17 protein-coding genes and 1 riboswitch are annotated in these 17,979 nt (G+C 63.0%); of the genes, 7 read left to right on the forward strand and 10 right to left on the reverse strand.

Annotated features, from left to right (window positions below):
* Positions 1 to 58: 58 nt before the first annotated feature.
* The 6 genes from fba to tkt all read right to left on the reverse strand — a co-directional run bounded on the left by fba (position 59) and on the right by tkt (position 6,406).
* Positions 59 to 1,123, reverse strand: coding sequence for a class II fructose-bisphosphate aldolase (gene fba / locus N436_RS09355; RefSeq protein ID WP_012274520.1), 1,065 nt, complete (start codon positions 1,121 to 1,123; stop codon positions 59 to 61).
* A gap of 100 nt (positions 1,124 to 1,223) precedes the next feature.
* Entirely contained in the window at positions 1,224 to 1,553 is a 330-nt protein-coding gene (locus N436_RS09360) for an MliC family protein (RefSeq protein ID WP_012274521.1), read from the reverse strand.
* Positions 1,554 to 1,730: 177 nt separating this feature from the next.
* A complete protein-coding gene (locus N436_RS09365; protein WP_019097664.1) occupies positions 1,731 to 1,982 on the reverse strand; it encodes a hypothetical protein in 252 nt (83 codons plus the stop codon).
* On the reverse strand, positions 1,982 to 3,145 hold the full coding sequence (locus N436_RS09370) for a phosphoglycerate kinase (RefSeq protein WP_105946358.1): 1,164 nt from the start codon (positions 3,143 to 3,145) through the stop codon (positions 1,982 to 1,984). Before N436_RS09370 ends, N436_RS09365 begins: the two co-directional genes overlap by 1 nt.
* A 12-nt stretch (positions 3,146 to 3,157) precedes the next feature.
* Positions 3,158 to 4,219, reverse strand: coding sequence for an erythrose-4-phosphate dehydrogenase (gene epd, locus N436_RS09375; RefSeq protein ID WP_012274524.1), 1,062 nt, complete (start codon positions 4,217 to 4,219; stop codon positions 3,158 to 3,160).
* Positions 4,220 to 4,408: 189 nt separating this feature from the next.
* Positions 4,409 to 6,406: a transketolase gene (tkt, locus tag N436_RS09380; protein ID WP_105946359.1), complete on the reverse strand. Its 1,998-nt coding sequence runs from the start codon at positions 6,404 to 6,406 to the stop codon at positions 4,409 to 4,411.
* Positions 6,407 to 6,635: 229 nt separating this feature from the next.
* Between tkt and N436_RS09385 the strand changes: the two genes are divergently transcribed.
* The 4 genes from N436_RS09385 to N436_RS09400 all read left to right on the forward strand — a co-directional run bounded on the left by N436_RS09385 (position 6,636) and on the right by N436_RS09400 (position 11,208).
* A complete protein-coding gene (locus N436_RS09385) occupies positions 6,636 to 7,628 on the forward strand; it encodes a metalloregulator ArsR/SmtB family transcription factor (RefSeq protein ID WP_110740857.1) in 993 nt (330 codons plus the stop codon).
* A gap of 18 nt (positions 7,629 to 7,646) precedes the next feature.
* Positions 7,647 to 8,837 carry a methionine adenosyltransferase gene (gene metK, locus N436_RS09390; protein ID WP_003249375.1) on the forward strand — a complete coding sequence of 397 codons (1,191 nt, stop codon included), beginning with the start codon at positions 7,647 to 7,649 and terminating at the stop codon, positions 8,835 to 8,837.
* A 145-nt stretch (positions 8,838 to 8,982) separates the two neighbouring features.
* Complete coding sequence (gene ligB, locus N436_RS09395; RefSeq protein WP_110740858.1) at positions 8,983 to 10,683, forward strand: NAD-dependent DNA ligase LigB; 1,701 nt, start codon at positions 8,983 to 8,985, stop codon at positions 10,681 to 10,683.
* A gap of 132 nt (positions 10,684 to 10,815) precedes the next feature.
* Complete coding sequence (locus tag N436_RS09400) at positions 10,816 to 11,208, forward strand: DUF1090 domain-containing protein (RefSeq protein WP_016712391.1); 393 nt, start codon at positions 10,816 to 10,818, stop codon at positions 11,206 to 11,208.
* A gap of 128 nt (positions 11,209 to 11,336) precedes the next feature.
* On the opposite strand, the gene N436_RS09405 is transcribed toward N436_RS09400, so the two are convergent.
* Positions 11,337 to 11,783: a cytochrome c gene (locus tag N436_RS09405; protein ID WP_110740859.1), complete on the reverse strand. Its 447-nt coding sequence runs from the start codon at positions 11,781 to 11,783 to the stop codon at positions 11,337 to 11,339.
* A 119-nt stretch (positions 11,784 to 11,902) separates the two neighbouring features.
* On the opposite strand from N436_RS09405, the gene N436_RS09410 reads away from it, so the two are divergent.
* On the forward strand, positions 11,903 to 13,054 hold the full coding sequence (locus tag N436_RS09410) for a murein transglycosylase A (RefSeq protein ID WP_110740860.1): 1,152 nt from the start codon (positions 11,903 to 11,905) through the stop codon (positions 13,052 to 13,054).
* Positions 13,055 to 13,103: 49 nt separating this feature from the next.
* Here N436_RS09410 and N436_RS09415 read toward each other — a convergent pair whose 3' ends face one another.
* Both N436_RS09415 and N436_RS09420 read right to left on the reverse strand, forming a co-directional pair.
* On the reverse strand, positions 13,104 to 13,490 hold the full coding sequence (locus N436_RS09415) for an MAPEG family protein (protein WP_110740861.1): 387 nt from the start codon (positions 13,488 to 13,490) through the stop codon (positions 13,104 to 13,106).
* A gap of 27 nt (positions 13,491 to 13,517) precedes the next feature.
* Positions 13,518 to 14,351, reverse strand: a complete 834-nt coding sequence (locus tag N436_RS09420; protein ID WP_016712395.1) for an EamA family transporter — start codon at positions 14,349 to 14,351, stop codon at positions 13,518 to 13,520.
* Between the two features lie 189 nt (positions 14,352 to 14,540).
* Here N436_RS09420 and N436_RS09425 point away from each other — a divergent pair, with 189 nt between their 5' ends.
* Positions 14,541 to 15,776 carry a sodium:proton antiporter gene (locus N436_RS09425; RefSeq protein WP_016712396.1) on the forward strand — a complete coding sequence of 412 codons (1,236 nt, stop codon included), beginning with the start codon at positions 14,541 to 14,543 and terminating at the stop codon, positions 15,774 to 15,776.
* Positions 15,777 to 15,809: 33 nt separating this feature from the next.
* Here the strand turns inward: N436_RS09425 and N436_RS09430 are convergent, their stop codons facing one another.
* Entirely contained in the window at positions 15,810 to 16,211 is a 402-nt protein-coding gene (locus tag N436_RS09430) for an acyl-CoA thioesterase (RefSeq protein ID WP_016712397.1), read from the reverse strand.
* A gap of 178 nt (positions 16,212 to 16,389) precedes the next feature.
* Positions 16,390 to 16,486, forward strand: a riboswitch (S-adenosyl-L-homocysteine riboswitch).
* 20 nt (positions 16,487 to 16,506) lie between these two features.
* Between N436_RS09430 and ahcY the strand changes: the two genes are divergently transcribed.
* On the forward strand, positions 16,507 to 17,916 hold the full coding sequence (gene ahcY, locus N436_RS09435) for an adenosylhomocysteinase (protein WP_105946366.1): 1,410 nt from the start codon (positions 16,507 to 16,509) through the stop codon (positions 17,914 to 17,916).
* The last annotated feature ends 63 nt before the right edge of the window (positions 17,917 to 17,979 follow it).

Genomic DNA, 17,979 nt, shown 5'->3' on the forward strand with positions numbered 1-17,979 from the left:
GGTTCTGTCGCCCATAAAAAAACCCGCATCGCTGCGGGTTTTTCATGCTGCCGGTCGATCAGTTGACCTTGGCGGCCAGCTCACCTTTCAGGTAGCGCTGGTACATGCCTTCCAGGGAGATCGGCTTGATCTTGGAGGCATTGCCGGCGGTGCCGAAGGCTTCGTAACGGGCGATGCACACGTCGCGCATGGCCTTGACGGTTTCACCGAAGAACTTGCGTGGGTCGAACTCGCTCGGGTTGGTCGCCATCAGGCGGCGCATGGCACCGGTAGAGGCCAGACGCAGGTCGGTGTCGATGTTGACCTTACGTACGCCGTACTTGATGCCTTCGACAATCTCTTCAACCGGTACACCGTAGGTTTCCTTGATGTCGCCGCCGTACTGGTTGATGATCGCCAGCCACTCTTGCGGTACCGAGGAAGAACCGTGCATCACCAGGTGGGTGTTGGGGATGCGCTTGTGGATTTCCTTGATGCGGTCGATGGCCAGCACGTCACCGGTAGGTGGCTTGGTGAACTTGTAGGCACCGTGGCTGGTACCGATGGCAATCGCCAAGGCGTCGACCTGGGTCTTCTTGACGAAGTCGGCAGCCTCTTCCGGGTCGGTCAGCATCTGGCTGTGGTCCAGCACGCCTTCGGCGCCGATGCCGTCTTCTTCACCGGCCATGCCGGTTTCCAGCGAACCCAGGCAGCCCAGCTCGCCTTCTACCGAAACGCCACAGGCGTGTGCCATGGCAACGGTCTGCTGGGTAACGCGGACGTTGTACTCGTAATCGGTCGGGGTCTTGCCGTCTTCACCCAGCGAGCCGTCCATCATCACCGAGCTGAAGCCCAGCTGGATCGAGCGCTGGCAGACGTCAGGGCTGGTGCCGTGGTCCTGGTGCATGCACACCGGGATGTGCGGGAATTCTTCGATGGCCGCCAGGATCAGGTGGCGCAGGAACGGGGCGCCAGCGTATTTGCGGGCACCGGCCGAAGCCTGGACGATCACCGGGGAGTCGGTCTTGTCGGCCGCTTCCATGATGGCGCGCATCTGCTCGAGGTTGTTGACGTTGAAAGCTGGTACGCCGTAACCGAACTCGGCGGCGTGGTCCAGCATCTGGCGCATGCTAATGAGTGCCATTGTGTATCTCTCTCCCGACAAGCGTCGTTTGTTTCGTGCAAGCCTGCCGCAGGGGCGGTTGCTGTTCAAGTAGTGTGGGCCACCGTCGCGGCCCGGCCAGTCACGGTGCCTTGCAGCCCCGCCCAATCAGATCGTTGGTTGCCACCCAGTACACCAGGCCTTCTTCGCCCTTGGTGTGGAAGGCCAGCATGCCATCGCTGTACAGCGCACCCGAGGCACCCGGCTCGGACTTGAGCCGGTAGACCTGGTCGCCGCCACCAAGGCGCACATCGACCTGGTCACGTTGTGCATCGGCGAAGCGCCACAGCACTTCGGCCTGGGTGTCACAGACCCAACGGGTCCAGTTGTCTGCCGGGGCGGGTTGCGCCGGCTGCAGCAGTGAGCATCCTGCCAGTGTCGCCAGGGCCGTCACGGCCAAAAGCGCTTTCATTCAGTTTCCTCGATTTGGGGCTGCTTTGCAGCCCTTCGCGGGCTCGCCCGCTCCCACAGAGACCGCATATCCTTGAAAGTGACGCTGTACCTGTGGGAGCGGGCGAGCCCGCGAAGGGCCGCACAGCGGCCCCTTCTTCAAGACCACAAATCAGTCTTCAGGTTGCCTATCACCCGATCAAGGGCAACCCGGCGCCTTGCGCTGGTGGTCTTCGTCGTACTTTTCCAGGCCTTCCGGGCCCACGCGCTTGCTGATGACCGGCACGGTTTCGGCCTGCCATTCGGACTGATAGCAGCCGCCCTTGGGCGAATGCGCCGGATCGGCATCAGAAGCCGGGCTGCCAGAGCAGGCGCTCAGCAGGCCGGCCAGCATCATCACAGGCAATTGCTTGACCATCAGGCCACTCCCTTTGCCAAGCGCCGACGTCATCAGGCCTTGGCCCGCTCTTCCAGGATTGCCACGGCGGGCAGGACCTTGCCCTCGACGAACTCGAGGAAGGCACCACCACCGGTAGAAATGTAGGAGATTTGCTCGCTGACGCCATATTTGTCGATGGCTGCCAGGGTGTCACCGCCACCGGCGATGGAGAATGCAGCGCTGTCGGCGATGGCCTTGGCCAGTACCTGGGTGCCGTTGCCGAACTGGTCGAACTCGAACACGCCGACCGGGCCGTTCCACAGGATGGTCTTCGACGACTTCAGCAGCTCGGCGAAGTTGGCCGCGGTTTGCGGGCCGATGTCCAGGATCATGTCATCGGCTGCCACGTCGGCAATGGCCTTGACGGTAGCTTCGGCCGTTTCGGCGAATTCCTTGGCAACCACCACGTCTACTGGCAGTGGCACGCTGACCTTGGCGGCGATGGCCTTGGCGGTGTCGACCAGGTCAGGCTCGTACAGCGACTTGCCCACCGGGTGGCCAGCAGCAGCCAGGAAGGTGTTGGCGATGCCGCCACCGACGATCAGCTGGTCGCACACGGCGCTCAGGCTGTTCAGCACGTCCAGCTTGGTGGACACCTTGGAACCGGCAACGATGGCCGCCATCGGCTTGGCAGGCGCCTTCAGGGCTTTGCCCAGAGCGTCCAGCTCGGCAGCCAGCAGTGGGCCGGCAGCAGCGACCTTGGCGAACTTGGCCACACCATGGGTCGAACCTTCGGCGCGGTGAGCGGTGCCGAATGCGTCCATGACGAACACGTCGCACAGGGCGGCGTATTTCTGCGCCAGTTCGTCAGCGTTCTTTTTCTCGCCCTTGTTGAAGCGCACGTTCTCGAACAGCACCAGGTCACCGGCCTTGACCTCGACACCGTCCAGGTAGTCGGCAACCAGCGGCACGTCGCGGCCCAGGGCCTTGCTCAGGTAGTCGGCAACCGGCTTGAGGCTGTTCTCGGCAGAGAATTCGCCTTCGGTCGGGCGGCCCAGGTGCGAGCAGACCATTACCGCTGCGCCTTTCTCCAGGGCCAGCTTGATGGTCGGCAGCGCTGCCAGGATACGCGCATCGCTGGCTACCACACCGTCCTTCACAGGCACGTTGAGGTCTTCGCGGATCAGTACGCGCTTACCTTGCAGGTCGAGGTCGGTCATCTTCAACACGGTCATGAATGCAGTCCTTCAGGGCTGTTTGTTGCGGGTTGGGTGAACGACGTGCAGAAAGTGTTCGGCAACGTCGAGCATTCGGTTGGCAAAACCCCATTCGTTGTCGAACCAGGCCAGCAGGTTCACCAGGCGGGGGCCGGAAACACGGGTCTGGCTGGCATCGACAATCGCCGAATGCGGGTCATGGTTGAAATCACAGCTGGCGTGCGGCAGCTCGGTGTAGGCCAGCAAACCTTTGAGCGGGCCTTCCAGTGCCGCCTCGCGCAATACCCGGTTGACCTCGGCCGCGCTGGTGTCGCGGGCGGTCTGCAGGGTGATGTCCAGGCACGAGACGTTGACGGTGGGCACGCGTACCGCTTTGGCCTGGATTCGCCCGGCAAGTTCCGGCAGCAGGCGCTCGATGCCACGCGCCAGACCAGTGGACACCGGGATCACCGACTGGAAGGCCGAACGCGTGCGGCGCAGGTCTTCGTGGTGGTAGGCGTCGATCACCGGCTGGTCGTTCATCGCCGAGTGAATGGTGGTGATCTGCACGTATTCGATGCCAAACGCCTGGTCCAGCACACGCAACAGCGGCACACCGCAGTTGGTGGTACACGAGGCGTTGGACACCAGGCGTTCGCTGCCGGTCAGGCAGGCCTGGTTGATGCCGTAGACCACCGTGGCGTCAACGTCGGCTTCGCTGGCCATGGGCTGCGAGAACAGTACCCGGGGCGCACCGGCGTCGAGGAAACGCTGGCCATCGGCGCGGGTGTTGTAGGCGCCGGAGCATTCCAGCACCAGGTCGATGCCGAGCGCTGCCCAGTCGATGCCTTCAGGGGTAGCACTGCGCATGACTTTCACGCAGTCGCCATTGATATGCAGACAATCGCCATCGACCTTCACCTCACCGGGGAAACGCCCATGGGTGGAGTCGAAGCGAGTCAGGTATTCCAGGCTGGCCTGATCGGCCAGGTCGTTCAGCGCGACGATCTCGAAACCGGCCTTCGCCCCCCGCTCGAACAGCGCGCGCAGGACACAGCGGCCGATACGGCCATAACCGTTGAGTGCAACTTTGTAGGGACGCAGGTGGGGCATTCGTTGGCTCGCTAACGCATGATGGCTTTTGGGGCCGCGTTGCGGCCCATCGCGACACAAGGCCGCTCCTACAGGTACCGCGCCGTCATCGGGCTACGCGGTACCTGTAGGAGCGGCCTTGCGTCGCGATGGAGGGCGAAGCCCTCCCCTTGCACGACCTGGAGGGCGTCACTGCCCTCCACTGTTACATCAGTCTTCCAGCAGCTCTTCGGCAGTACCCAGGATGTTTTCCAGGGTGAAGCCGAATTCTTCGAACAGTGCCGAAGCCGGCGCCGACTCACCGTAGGTGGTCATGCCAATGATACGGCCTTCCAGGCCGACGTACTTGTACCAGAAGTCGGCGTGGGCCGCTTCGATGGCGATACGCGCACCCACTTCCAGCGGCAGCACCGACTGCTTGTAGGCAGCGTCCTGGGCATCGAACACGCTGGTGCACGGCATGGAAACCACGCGCACCTTGCGGCCTTGCTCGGTCAGCTTGTCGAACGCCTGAACGGCCAGGCCCACTTCGGAACCGGTGGCGATCAGGATCAGCTCCGGCTCGCCAGCGCAGTCCTTGAGCACGTAGCCACCACGGCTGATGTCAGCGATCTGCTGGGCGTCGCGTGCCTGGTGCTGCAGGTTCTGGCGCGAGAAGATCAGCGCCGAAGGGCCGTCCTTGCGCTCCAGGGCGTTTTTCCAGGACACGGCGGATTCCACCGCATCGGCCGGGCGCCAGGTGTCCAGGTTCGGCGTGCTGCGCAGGCTGGTCAGTTGCTCGATTGGCTGGTGAGTCGGGCCGTCTTCACCCAGGCCGATGGAGTCGTGGGTGTAGACGTGGATCACACGCTGCTTCATCAGTGCCGACATGCGCACGGCGTTGCGGGCGTATTCCATGAACATCAGGAAGGTCGCGCCGTAAGGCACCAGGCCACCGTGCAGGGCAACGCCGTTCATGATGGCGGTCATGCCGAACTCGCGCACGCCGTAGAACACGTAGTTGCCGCTGGCGTCATTGGCTTCGACGCCTTTGCAGCCCTTCCACAGGGTCAGGTTGGAGCCTGCCAGGTCAGCCGAACCACCCAGGAACTCGGGCAGCAGTGGGCCAAAGGCGTTCAGGGCGTTCTGGCTGGCCTTGCGGCTGGCAATGGTTTCGCCCTTGGCGGCCACTTCGTTGATGTAGGCCTGGGCCTTCTCGCTGAAGTCAGCCGGCAGCTCGCCGCTGTCACGGCGCTTGAATTCGGCAGCCAGTTCCGGGAAGGCCTTGGCGTAGGCGTCGAAACGCTGGTTCCAGTCGGCTTCGGCCTTGGCACCGGCGGCCTTGGCATCCCACTCGGCATAGATGTCGGCCGGGATTTCGAACGGGCCGTGGTTCCAGTTCAGTTCCTTGCGGGCCAGGGCGATTTCGTCGTTGCCCAGCGGAGCACCGTGGCAATCTTCCTTGCCCTGCTTGTTCGGCGAACCGAAACCGATGATGGTCTTGCAGCAGATCAGGGTCGGGCGGTCGCTCTTGCGCGCCGTCTCGATGGCCATCTTGATTTCTTCGGCATCGTGGCCGTCGACGTTGCGAATCACCTGCCAGTTGTACGCTTCGAAGCGCGCCGGGGTGTTGTCGGTGAACCAGCCGTGCACTTCACCGTCGATGGAGATGCCGTTGTCGTCGTAGAAGGCGATCAGCTTGTTCAGGCCCAGGGTGCCGGCCAGCGAGGCGACTTCGTGGGAAATACCTTCCATCATGCAGCCATCGCCCAGGAACACGTAGGTGTTGTGGTCGACGATGGTGTGGCCTTCACGGTTGAACTGGGCAGCCAGTACTTTTTCGGCCAGGGCGAAGCCCACGGCGTTGGCGATACCCTGGCCCAGTGGGCCGGTGGTGGTCTCGACGCCTGGGGTGTAGCCGTATTCCGGGTGGCCCGGGGTGCGGCTGTGCAGCTGGCGGAAGCCTTTGATGTCATCGATGGTGACGTCGTAGCCGGTCAGGTGCAGCAGCGAGTAGATCAGCATCGAGCCGTGGCCGTTGGACAGCACGAAGCGGTCACGATCGGCGAAGCTCGGGTTGCTCGGGTTGTGCTTCAGATAGTCGCGCCAAAGCACTTCGGCGATATCCGCCATGCCCATAGGGGCACCTGGGTGGCCGCTGTTGGCCTTTTGCACGGCATCCATGCTGAGGGCACGAATGGCGTTGGCACGTTCACGACGGCTGGGCATCGCTGATCTCCTGGGGGGCTTGAATAGGTGGTGTCACGAAAAAAGGCGGCCATTTTCGCCCACTGGGGGGGCTTGGGGCAATGACGTATGGTCGCAGTCGGGGGATTTTCCTGTGATTGGCCTTCAATTCGGGGCAAAACCGGGATAACCGCCCCGCCCATCACTCAATATCAAAACTTTTTGATATTGGCCTTGCTAGGGCATTGATGCCTGTCTAGACTGCCGCCCCATGAACCTCCGTGCGCAATCGATCCCCGAGCAACGCGAAGCATTGGCCGCCCTGTGCAAGGCCAGTGGCGACGCGCTGCGCCTGAACGTATTGCGCGCCCTGGCCAACGACTCGTTCGGTGTGCTGGAACTGGCGCAGATCTTCGACATCGGCCAGTCGGGCATGAGCCACCACCTGAAGGTGCTGGCCCAGGCCGAGCTGGTGGCAACCCGTCGCGAAGGCAACGCCATCTTCTACCGCCGCGCCCTGCCCGACGGCCTGCGCCTCGGTGGCCGGCTGCACGCGGCGTTGCTTGAAGAAGTGGATGACATGGCCCTGCCGCCTGACGTGCAAGCGCGGATCGCCCAGGTGCAACAACGCCGCGCGGCCACCAGCCAGGACTTCTTCCTGCGTGTGGAAGAGAAGTTCCGCGCCCAGCAAGACCTGATCGCCGGCCTGCCGCAATACCGCGAAAGCCTGCTGACACTGCTCGACAAGCTCAATTTCGACCCGGCCGCCAGCGCCTTGGAGGTTGGCCCCGGCGACGGCGGCTTCCTGCCAGACCTGGCCCGGCGCTTTGCCCAGGTCACCGCGCTGGACAACAGCCCGACCATGCTGGAGCTGGCGCGCCAGGTGTGCCAGCGCGAAGGGCTTCACAACGTCAACCTGCAGTTGGCCGATGCACTGGGTGCAACGGATGTGGTCGCCGACTGCGTTGTGCTGAACATGGTGCTGCACCATTTCAGCGACCCGGCCCTGGCCTTGCGCCAGTTGGCCAAACGGGTAAAGGCAGGCGGCAGCCTGCTGGTCACCGAACTGTGCAGCCATGACCAGGGGTGGGCGCGCGAAGCCTGCGGCGACCTGTGGCTTGGCTTCGAACAGGACGACTTGGCCCGCTGGGCCAACGCTGCCGGGCTGGCCCACGGGGACAGCCTGTACGTAGGCTTGCGTAACGGTTTCCAGATCCAGGTCCGCCATTTCCAGCGGACGGCTGGCGACATACACCATCGGTAAATTTCAGGAACCTTCGAGATGAGCGAATACTCCCTTTTCACCTCTGAGTCCGTGTCCGAAGGGCATCCGGACAAGATCGCCGACCAGATTTCGGACGCAGTCCTCGATGCCATCATCGCCCAGGACAAATACGCCCGCGTAGCCTGCGAAACCCTGGTCAAGACCGGTGTCGCCATCATCGCCGGCGAAGTCACCACTTCGGCCTGGGTCGACCTGGAAGACCTGGTGCGTAAAGTCATCATCGACATCGGCTACAACAGCTCCGACGTCGGCTTCGACGGTGCCACCTGCGCCGTGATGAACATCATCGGCAAGCAGTCGGTGGACATCGCCCAGGGCGTGGACCGCTCCAAGCCTGAAGACCAGGGCGCCGGTGACCAAGGCCTGATGTTCGGCTACGCCAGCAATGAAACCGAAGTGCTGATGCCGGCACCGATCTGCTTCTCGCACCGTCTGGTCGAGCGCCAGGCCGAAGCACGCAAATCCGGCCTGCTGCCATGGCTGCGCCCGGACGCCAAGTCGCAGGTCACCTGCCGCTACGAAAACGGCAAGGTCGTCGGTATCGACGCCGTGGTGCTGTCGACCCAGCACAACCCTGAGGTTTCGCAGAAAGACCTGCAAGAAGCCGTGATGGAGCTGATCGTCAAGCACACCCTGCCTGCCGAGCTGCTGCACAAGGGCACCCAGTACCACATCAACCCGACCGGCAACTTCATCATCGGTGGCCCGGTGGGTGACTGCGGCCTGACCGGCCGCAAGATCATCGTCGACTCCTACGGCGGCATGGCCCGCCACGGTGGTGGCGCATTCTCCGGCAAGGACCCGTCCAAGGTCGACCGTTCCGCTGCCTACGCTGGCCGCTACGTTGCCAAGAACATCGTTGCCGCCGGCCTGGCCGAGCGTTGCGAGATCCAGGTGTCGTACGCCATTGGCGTGGCCCAGCCGACCTCCATCTCGATCAACACCTTCGGCACCGGCAAGGTTTCCGACGACAAGATCATCCAGCTGGTGCGCGAGTGCTTCGACCTGCGTCCGTACGCCATCACCACCATGCTCGACCTGCTGCACCCGATGTACCAGGAAACCGCTGCCTACGGCCACTTCGGTCGCACCCCGCAGCAGAAGACTGTCGGCGACGACACCTTCACCACCTTCACCTGGGAGCGCACCGACCGCGCCCAGTCGCTGCGTGACGCTGCCGGCCTGTAAGTTTCCTACAGTGCCTGGCGAAAGCCCCTGCCGAGCGATCGGCAGGGGCTTTTTTGTGACATATCGGCTGACAATCGCGCTGCGGCAAGCACCAGTGAACCCGCCTAGGCTGGGGGCTCCTACACGCCACGCAAGGATGCTGGCCATGCGTTACCCTCTGTTGCTTACCCTGCTGCTGTTGCTGCAAGCCCCACTGGCCCGGGCCGAGCAGTGCCCCGACTGGTCTGCACAACACGTCGACGCCGAAGTAGCGCAACTGCGGGCCACACTCGCCCGCTGGGACGATCACTACCACCGACAAGGCGTTGCGCTGGTGGCCGACGCGCTTTACGACCAGAGCCGCCAACGCCTGGAGCATTTGCAGCAATGCTTTGGCCTGGCCACCGCTTCATCCCCCCTGGCCAGCGCGCGAGGCCCAATCCCTCACGCGGTACCGCACACCGGCATCGACAAGCTGGCCGACCGCCAGGCCGTCGCACGTTGGCTGGTCGGCAAAACAGGTGTATGGGTGCAGCCCAAGATCGACGGTGTTGCCGTCTCGCTCACCTATCGGCAAGGCCAGCTGGTGCAGTTGGTCAGTCGCGGAGACGGCGTGCAGGGGCACGACTGGAGCCGGCACATTCCCCAGCTGGGCACCCTCACCCGGCAGTTGCCTCAGGCAATCGACCTGCAATTGCAGGGTGAGCTGTATCTGCGCCTGGACCAGCATGTGCAAGCCCGGGCAGGCAGCGCCAACGCCCGCGGCACCGTGGCCGGGCTGCTCGCACGCAAACAGCTGACAACTGAACAAGGCGCCGGCATCGGCCTGTTCGTCTGGGACTGGCCGCACGGCCCCAGCCAGCAGGCTGAGCGCCTCAAGCAACTGGCGCAACTGGGCTTTCCGGAAAGCCTGCGCTACAGCATCGCCATCGGCACTACGGACGAAGCAGCCTATTGGCGCGACCACTGGTACCGCTCTGCCCTGCCGTTCGCAACCGATGGTGTGGTGCTGCGCCAGGGCAGTCGGCCGCCCGCAGCGCGCTGGCAGGCCAAGGCGCCTTACTGGATCGCGGCCTGGAAGTACCCCTACGCGCAGGCCTTGGCCGAAGTGCGTGACGTACGCTTCCGGGTCGGTCGCACCGGCAAGGTCACGCCAGTTTTGCAATTGCTGCCAGTCACCCTGGACGACCGACGCATTACCCAGGTGAGCCTGGGCTCGCTGGCGCGCTGGCACAGCCTCGACATCCGCCCCGGTGACCAGGTGGCCATCAGCCTGGCCGGGTTGACCATTCCGCGCCTGGAGCAGGTGGTGCATCGCGCAGTCGAACGCCAGGCGGTCAGCGCGCCGGCGCCCGACCGTTACCACGCCCACAGTTGCTGGCAGGCCAGCGAGGGCTGCGAGGAGCAGTTCATTGCCCGCCTGACGTGGCTCAGCGGCAAGCACGGGCTGGCCTTGCCACGCACCGGGCCTGGCACCTGGCGCCGGCTGGTGGACGCCGGGCTAGTGACATCGATGGCCGACTGGTTGTACCTGGATGCCGAGCGCCTGGGCCAGGTGGCAGGCTTCAGTGATGCGACATCTGCGCAGTTGGCGAGCAGCTTCGATGCGGCCCGCTCACGGCCTTTTGCCCAATGGCTGCGCGGGCTGGGCACACCCCTACCGTCGAGCCTGCAGCTGGCAGGCGACTGGCCAGGGCTGGAAAAGCGCAGCAGCCGTGAATGGCAAGCCTTGGCCGGGATTGGCGAAAAGCGTGGGCAGCAACTGGCGGCGTTTTTTGCTGCCGATGAGGTCAAAGCCCTTGTCGCAGAGCTGGCCCTGGCAGGGATCAACGGGTTCCAGAACGGCAGCGAACCCATCGAGCAATGATTTTTTACCAATTTACTTGTAGGGAAACCCTGAGATCACACCAGAAAAGACCGACAAGGGTTTCTAAATGGGCAAAACCAAGGCAGGATTTCCACCAACTTTTGCTGCCCCGCCCCGTCCAGGAGGCTTTTCATGAAACGTATTTCGACCCTTTTGCTGCTTGCGACACTTGGCCTGGCCGCAGGCACCGCACAGGCTGCCCAGCCGGATGCCGGCCTGACCGGCTGCGCCGCCAAGCGCAGTGCCATCGAAAACCAGCTGAAAATTGCCCGTGACCATGGCAACAGCGACCAGGTTGCCGGGTTGGAAGAAGCCCTGCGCGGGGTGGACAACTGCACCGACGCCAGCCTGCGCAAGGAACGTGAGCAGAAGGTGCTCGACGCCCGCCATGAAGTGGCGCAGCGGGAAAAAGACTTGAAGAAGGCCGAGAAGAAAGGCGACGCCGAGAAGATCAACAAGCGTAAAGACAAGCTGGCCGAGTCGCGTAAAGAATTGCAGGAAGCGGTGGACGATCTGGACCGCTGACAGCGATTCGCGTTGTCTTTACTGGCCTCATCGCCGGCAAGCCAGCTCCCACAGGTACGGCACCGCCTTTGAATGCTGCGCAAAACCTGTGGGAGCTGGCTTGCCGGCGATGAGGCCACTGCAGGCTATCAATGATTACGAAACTCGGTATGACAGGCCTTGCACGCCGCTTCGACCTTGTCCATCGGCGCCTTCAACTGCGCGGCATCCAGCGGTTGGCTGCGGGTTACGCCGACCAGTTCGCCGGTAACCCCCTCCAGCTGCCGGGCCAGGTCATGAAAACGCGCCTGGCGCTCCCATACTTCGGCGCGGGCGGCGCTGTCGCCGCCATCGCGTACCTGTGGAAAGTGCTGCCAGGGCTGATGTGCAAGGCTGTCCAGCTTCAGCGCACCGTCGGCAAACTTGATCCCGTCGAACGGCAACCGGCCACGCAGCATGCCACCCAGGTCTTCACTGGTCTTGAGCATGTCCTTGAAAATCACTTTGCGCTTGCCCAGTGGCGAGTTCGGGTCAACCCGGTCACACCCCCCCAGGGCCAGTGCTGCCAGCAGAACAACAGTCAATCGCTTCAACATCAGGGTCACTTTGGCCTACGCAAATGGGCGGCCAGTATCGCTGCCAACAGGCCAAAGACCAATAGCCACATAAAATACAGGGGCGAATATTCATGTTCGCCCATGACAGGAATGCACTCATGAACTCTGCCCTGCGCCACCTGGCCTGGACACTCCCTGTACTGGCGTTGCTGGCCGGCTGCAATGGCGGCGAGAACGCCAAGCCCGAGCCCCACGCCATCGCCACCTATGCCCCGGCCACCTGGAAAGACCTGCCGGCGGTCAGCGATGAAGACCTGTTGGCCGGTTTCTACGCCTGGCGCAGCGGCTGCGAGAAGCTCAAGCGCGACCCCGTGTGGTCTGCCACCTGTGAAGCGGCCGGAAGCGCCACGGCAAGCGCCGCGCAAGTGCGCACCTTTCTGGAGCAGAACCTGGAGGTGTACGGCCTGCGCTCTGCCGAGAACAACGCCAACGGCCTGATCACCGGCTACTACGAGCCGGTCTACCCCGGCAGCCTGAAGCAGTCGTCGACCAACCATGTGGCGGTTTATGGCATTCCTGAAGACATGATCGTGGTCGACCTGGCCAGCGTGTACCCCGAGCTGAAGGGCAAACGCCTGCGCGGTCGCCTCGATGGCCGGGTGCTCAAGCCTTACGACACTGCCGAGGTGATCAACCGTGACGGCGTCAAGGCGCCGGTGCTGGCCTGGCTGACCGACCCGATGGACCTGCAGTTCCTGCAGATCCAGGGCTCTGGCCGCGTCCAGCTGGAGGACGGCCGGCAACTGCGCCTGGGCTACGCCGACCAGAACGGGCACCCTTACCGGCCAATCGGGCGCTGGCTGGTGGAACAGGGCCAGCTGAAAAAAGAAGAGGTGAGCATGGGCGCCATTCATGCCTGGGCCCAGGCCAACCCGCAGCGCGTGCCGGAACTGCTGGCCAGCAACCCCAGCTACGTGTTTTTCAGCACACGCCCGGACAGCAACGAAGGCCCGCGCGGGTCGCTGAACGTGCCACTGACTGCCGGCTACAGCGTAGCCATCGACCGCAAGGTGATACCGCTGGGCAGCTTGTTGTGGCTGTCCACGACTCGCCCGGATGGCTCGCCTGTGGTGCGCCCGGTTGGGGCGCAGGACACGGGCGGGGCGATTGCTGGTGAAGTGCGTGCGGATTTGTTCTGGGGTACTGGGCCGCAAGCCGGTGAGCTGGCCGGGAACATGAAGCAGCAAGGGCAGATCTGGATGCTGTGGCCTAAGGGGCAACCACTGCCAGAAGTCCCTAAGATGCCTTGATCGGCGCTGTGTTCTTCGCGGGCTTGCCCGCGAAGAACACAACCCGGTTTCAGATGGAAACCACAAAGAACGCCACAATCAGCGCCAACCCGGCAAACCACACCAGCGAACGCAATGCAGCCCAATCGGCCAAGTAGCAAATGATGAAAAGCAAGCGGCTGGTGATATACATCACCCCCAGCACATCCTGCGTCACCTGCTCGGCATTGCCGACGATATCCGCCACCAGCACCGCTGCGGCAAACGCCGGAAACGCCTCGTAGCCATTCTGCTGCGCAGCATGGGCACGCCGTGGCAAGCCCGACAAGGTATCGAGGAAGGCGCGCGGGTCATGGTTGTCCTTGAGACCAAAGCGGCCACTGCTCACCTTGGCGATCAAGGCACACAGCGGATTCAACAGCAGCGCGATCAAAATGCACCACAGGGCAACGGTCATGCTCAGGACTCCTTGTTCGAAAATGGGTTAGAGCTTCATCACCAGCATGCCTGCCAGGACCAGCCCGCAAGCTAGGAGTCTTGGCCCGCCAAAAGGTTCTTTGAGGTAGCGCATGCCCAGCAGCACCACCAGGATCACGCTCAACTCGCGCAACGCAGCTGCCTCGGCCACCGACCCCAGATGCATGGCCCAGAGCACCAGGGCGTAGCTGAACAATACACAAAAGCCCACCGCCAGCCCCAGGCGCCATTGTGTTCGCCAGAACAGCATGAACGGTGCGCGCCGAGCCACGCTGGCCAGCAGCGGAAATTGCCAGGCGCTGAGCAGGGTCAACCACACCAGGTAGTCCCAAGGCTTGCCCCACAAGCGCACGGCCTGGCCATCGAACCAGGTGTAGCAGCCGATGCACAGGCCAATCAGGGCAACCACCGGCAGCATCGACCAAGGCAGCCGGTCGCCACCACCGCCCTGCCACAACAGGCAGGCCATGCCACACGGGATCAACAGGATGCCGATGATCTGCTGCTGGCTCAGCGATTCCCCGGCGAAGGCCAGGGTCAGCCCCAGCACCACCAATGGTGACAACCCGCGCATCAGAGGATAGACCAGCCCCAGGTCGCCCACGCGATAGGCCTGGATCAGCAAGTAGCGGTACAACTGCTCGGCGAGTGCCGAAGCGATCAACCAAGGCCAGATTTCAGCAGGCGGCACATCGACGAACGCCACGGCAAGCACCGCGAAAGCGAGTGCAACCGTGTCCATGCTGGCGATTACCAGCAGGCGCTCGCCGCTGAACTTGATCAGGGTATTCCAGGTCGCATGCAGCAGGGCGGCGACCAGCACCAGGGATGTTGCCAACACGCCTTCTTATCCTTGCAGGGTTGTAAGGGGTCGAATATAGGGCATTCCGGGGGGCCGCCGCGCCCCCGGCATGGGAACGATTTCAGGGAATCCGGTCAAACCCTGTGTCCCGAACCCCGCGCCAGGTCATCAAAGAACTGCCCGAGCCATTCGGGTAACGACTTGGAAGCCACTGTTACAGGATTCGGGATGCTTGAATTAGTTGCCGCGTTTATCTGCCTCACCACCCTTCTTACCTACGTCAATTACCGCTTCATCGGCCTGCCCCCCGCCATCGGCGTGATGGTCACGGCATTGCTGTTCTCCCTGATGCTGCAGGGCCTGAGCCTGATCGGCTTCCCTGGCCTGGAAGAACGCGTCGAAGGCTTGATGAACCAGATCGATTTCAACGACCTGCTGATGCACTGGATGCTGGCCTTCCTGCTGTTTGCCGGCGCACTGCACGTCAACCTCAGCGACCTGCGCAGCTACCGTTGGCCCATTGGCCTGCTGGCGACATTGGGCGTGCTGATCGCCACCGTGGTTATCGGCTACTTGTCGCACTGGGTATTCGCCCTGTTCGGCTGGCAGGTGCCGTTGATTTACTGCCTGCTGTTCGGTGCGCTGATTTCGCCCACCGACCCGATTGCCGTGCTGGGCGCACTGCGCACCGCCAACGCCTCCAAACCGCTGAAAACCACTATCGTTGGCGAGTCGCTGTTCAACGATGGCACGGCGGTAGTGGTGTTCACCGTGCTGCTGGGCATCATCCAGCTGGGTGAAACACCGAGCATGACCGACACCGCCATCCTGTTCGCCCGGGAGGCCATCGGCGGCGTGGTGTTCGGCGGCCTGATCGGCTACGCCACCTACCGCATGATCAAAAGTGTCGAGCAGTACCAGGTCGAGGTCATGCTGACCCTGGCACTGGTCATTGGTGGCTCGGCCATGTGCTACGAGCTGCACGTCTCGGCGCCGATCGCCATGGTGGTGGCCGGCCTGATCATCGGTAACCTGGGCCGCAACCTGGCGATGAATGACATGACCCGTCGCTACATGGACGGTTTCTGGGAGTTGATCGATGACATGCTCAACGCCTTGTTGTTCGCGTTGATCGGCCTGGAGCTGTTGCTGCTGCCGTTCAACTGGATGCACCTGGCGGCCGGCGGCGTGCTGGCGCTGGCGGTGCTGCTGTCGCGGTTGCTGACCGTGGCCCCGGCCATTGTGCTGCTGCGGCGTTGGCGCCCGGTGCCGAAAGGCACGGTGCGGGTGCTGACCTGGGGTGGCTTGCGGGGTGGGGTGTCGGTGGCCCTGGCGCTGTCGTTGCCGCTGGGCGAGGAACGTGACCTGCTGCTGTCGATCACCTACATCGTGGTGCTGTCGTCGATTCTGGTGCAGGGGTTGAGCATCGGTCGGGTGGTGCGCAAGGTCAGCGCCCAGCCTTGAGATTCTGGGGCCGCTTTGCGGCCCCAAAAATCGTCATTCCACCGCAGAATCCGGGAACTGGTCCTGGATGTACTTGATCTCGGTACGCCCATGCGGCGCCGGCAGGCCGTCTTCACCCAGGTTGACGAAGACCATCTTGTCGACCGTGAGGATGGCCTTGCGGCTGATCTTGTTGCGCACTTCGCACTTGAGGGTGATCGAGGTGCGACCAAACTCGGTGGCGGTGATGCCCAGCTCGATGATGTCGCCCTGGCGCGAGGCGCTGACGAAGTTGATTTCCGAAATGTACTTGGTCACCACGCGCTGGTTGCCCAGCTGGACGATGGCGTAGATCGCCGCCTCTTCGTCGATCCAGCGCAACAGGCTGCCACCGAACAGGGTGCCATTGGGGTTGAGGTCTTCGGGTTTAACCCACTTGCGGGTGTGAAAGTTCATCTGTACTCCTGACCTGCTTGGCTAACGTAGAGCAATGATGGCAGAGCGGCCGCCATCGCTCCATTGAACATCGACTATCGTCGCGATTAATCGACAGAAAACCTTGGGCAAGCGGGCGGGGGCGGCTATAATCTGCGCCGCTTCACATGGTTGCCCACAGCGGTGCCATGCCCGCCACCTGTCCGAGGGGCGCTGCAGCAGGCTAGGCCTGTCAGGCTCGGATGGGGCGTTGCTCGCGCTTGCGGGCGCTTAACGCACAACGGCGCCCATTCGCACACTACGAATGGAGGCTCTCATGAGCGCTGCAAACATGCCTGCTGGTTTTACCGATTACAAAGTCGCCGACATTTCCCTGGCCGCCTGGGGCCGTCGCGAAACCATCATTGCCGAATCGGAAATGCCTGCGCTGATGGGCCTGCGTCGCAAGTACCTGGCCGAGCAGCCGCTCAAGGGTGCGAAGATCCTGGGCTGCATCCACATGACCATCCAGACCGCCGTGCTGATCGAAACCCTGGTAGCCCTGGGTGCCGAAGTGCGCTGGTCGTCCTGCAACATCTTCTCCACTCAAGACCAGGCCGCTGCCTCCATCGCCGCCGCCGGTATTCCGGTATTCGCCTGGAAAGGTGAAACCGAAGAAGAGTACGAGTGGTGCCTGGAGCAGACCATCCTGAAAGATGGCCAGCCTTGGGACGCCAACATGATCCTCGACGACGGCGGCGACCTGACCGAGCTGCTGCACAAGAAGTACCCACAGGTACTGGACCGCGTGCACGGTGTGACCGAAGAGACCACCACCGGCGTACACCGCCTGCTGGACATGCTGGCCAAGGGCGAGCTGAAAGTGCCGGCCATCAACGTCAACGACTCGGTCACCAAGAGCAAGAACGACAACAAGTACGGCTGCCGTCACAGCCTGAACGACGCCATCAAGCGTGGTACCGACCACCTGCTGTCGGGCAAGCAAGCCCTGGTGATCGGCTACGGTGACGTGGGCAAGGGCTCGGCCCAGTCCCTGCGCCAGGAAGGCATGATCGTGAAGGTCACCGAAGTTGACCCGATCTGCGCCATGCAGGCCTGCATGGACGGCTTCGAGCTGGTCTCGCCGTTCATCGACGGTATCAACAATGGCACCGAAGCCAGCATCGACAAGGCCCTGCTGGGCAAGATCGACCTGATCGTGACCACCACCGGTAACGTCAACGTCTGCGACGCCAACATGCTCAAGGCCCTGAAGAAGCGCGCCGTGGTCTGCAACATCGGCCACTTCGACAACGAGATCGACACCGCCTTCATGCGCAAGAACTGGGCATGGGAAGAGGTCAAGCCGCAGGTACACAAGATCCACCGTACCGGCGCTGGCAGCTTCGACCCACAGAACGACGACTACCTGATCCTGCTGGCCGAAGGCCGCCTGGTCAACCTGGGTAACGCCACTGGCCACCCAAGCCGCATCATGGACGGTTCGTTCGCCAACCAGGTTCTGGCCCAGATCTTCCTGTTCGAGCAGAAGTTCGCCGACCTGTCGGCCGAGAAGAAAGCAGAGCGCCTGACCGTTGAAGTGCTGCCGAAGAAACTCGACGAAGAAGTGGCCCTGGAAATGGTCCGCGGCTTCGGCGGCGTGGTTACCCAGCTGACCAAGCAACAAGCCGACTACATCGGTGTGACCGTCGAAGGCCCGTTCAAGCCGCACGCCTACCGCTACTAAGCGTTCGTAGGCAACGCTTCGCAACGATGCCCAAGCCAGGCCGGCCCACACCGCCCTGGCTTT

The organism is Pseudomonas sp. RV120224-01b (genome assembly GCF_003208145.1).
GTDB classification, from domain to species: domain Bacteria; phylum Pseudomonadota; class Gammaproteobacteria; order Pseudomonadales; family Pseudomonadaceae; genus Aquipseudomonas; species Aquipseudomonas monteilii.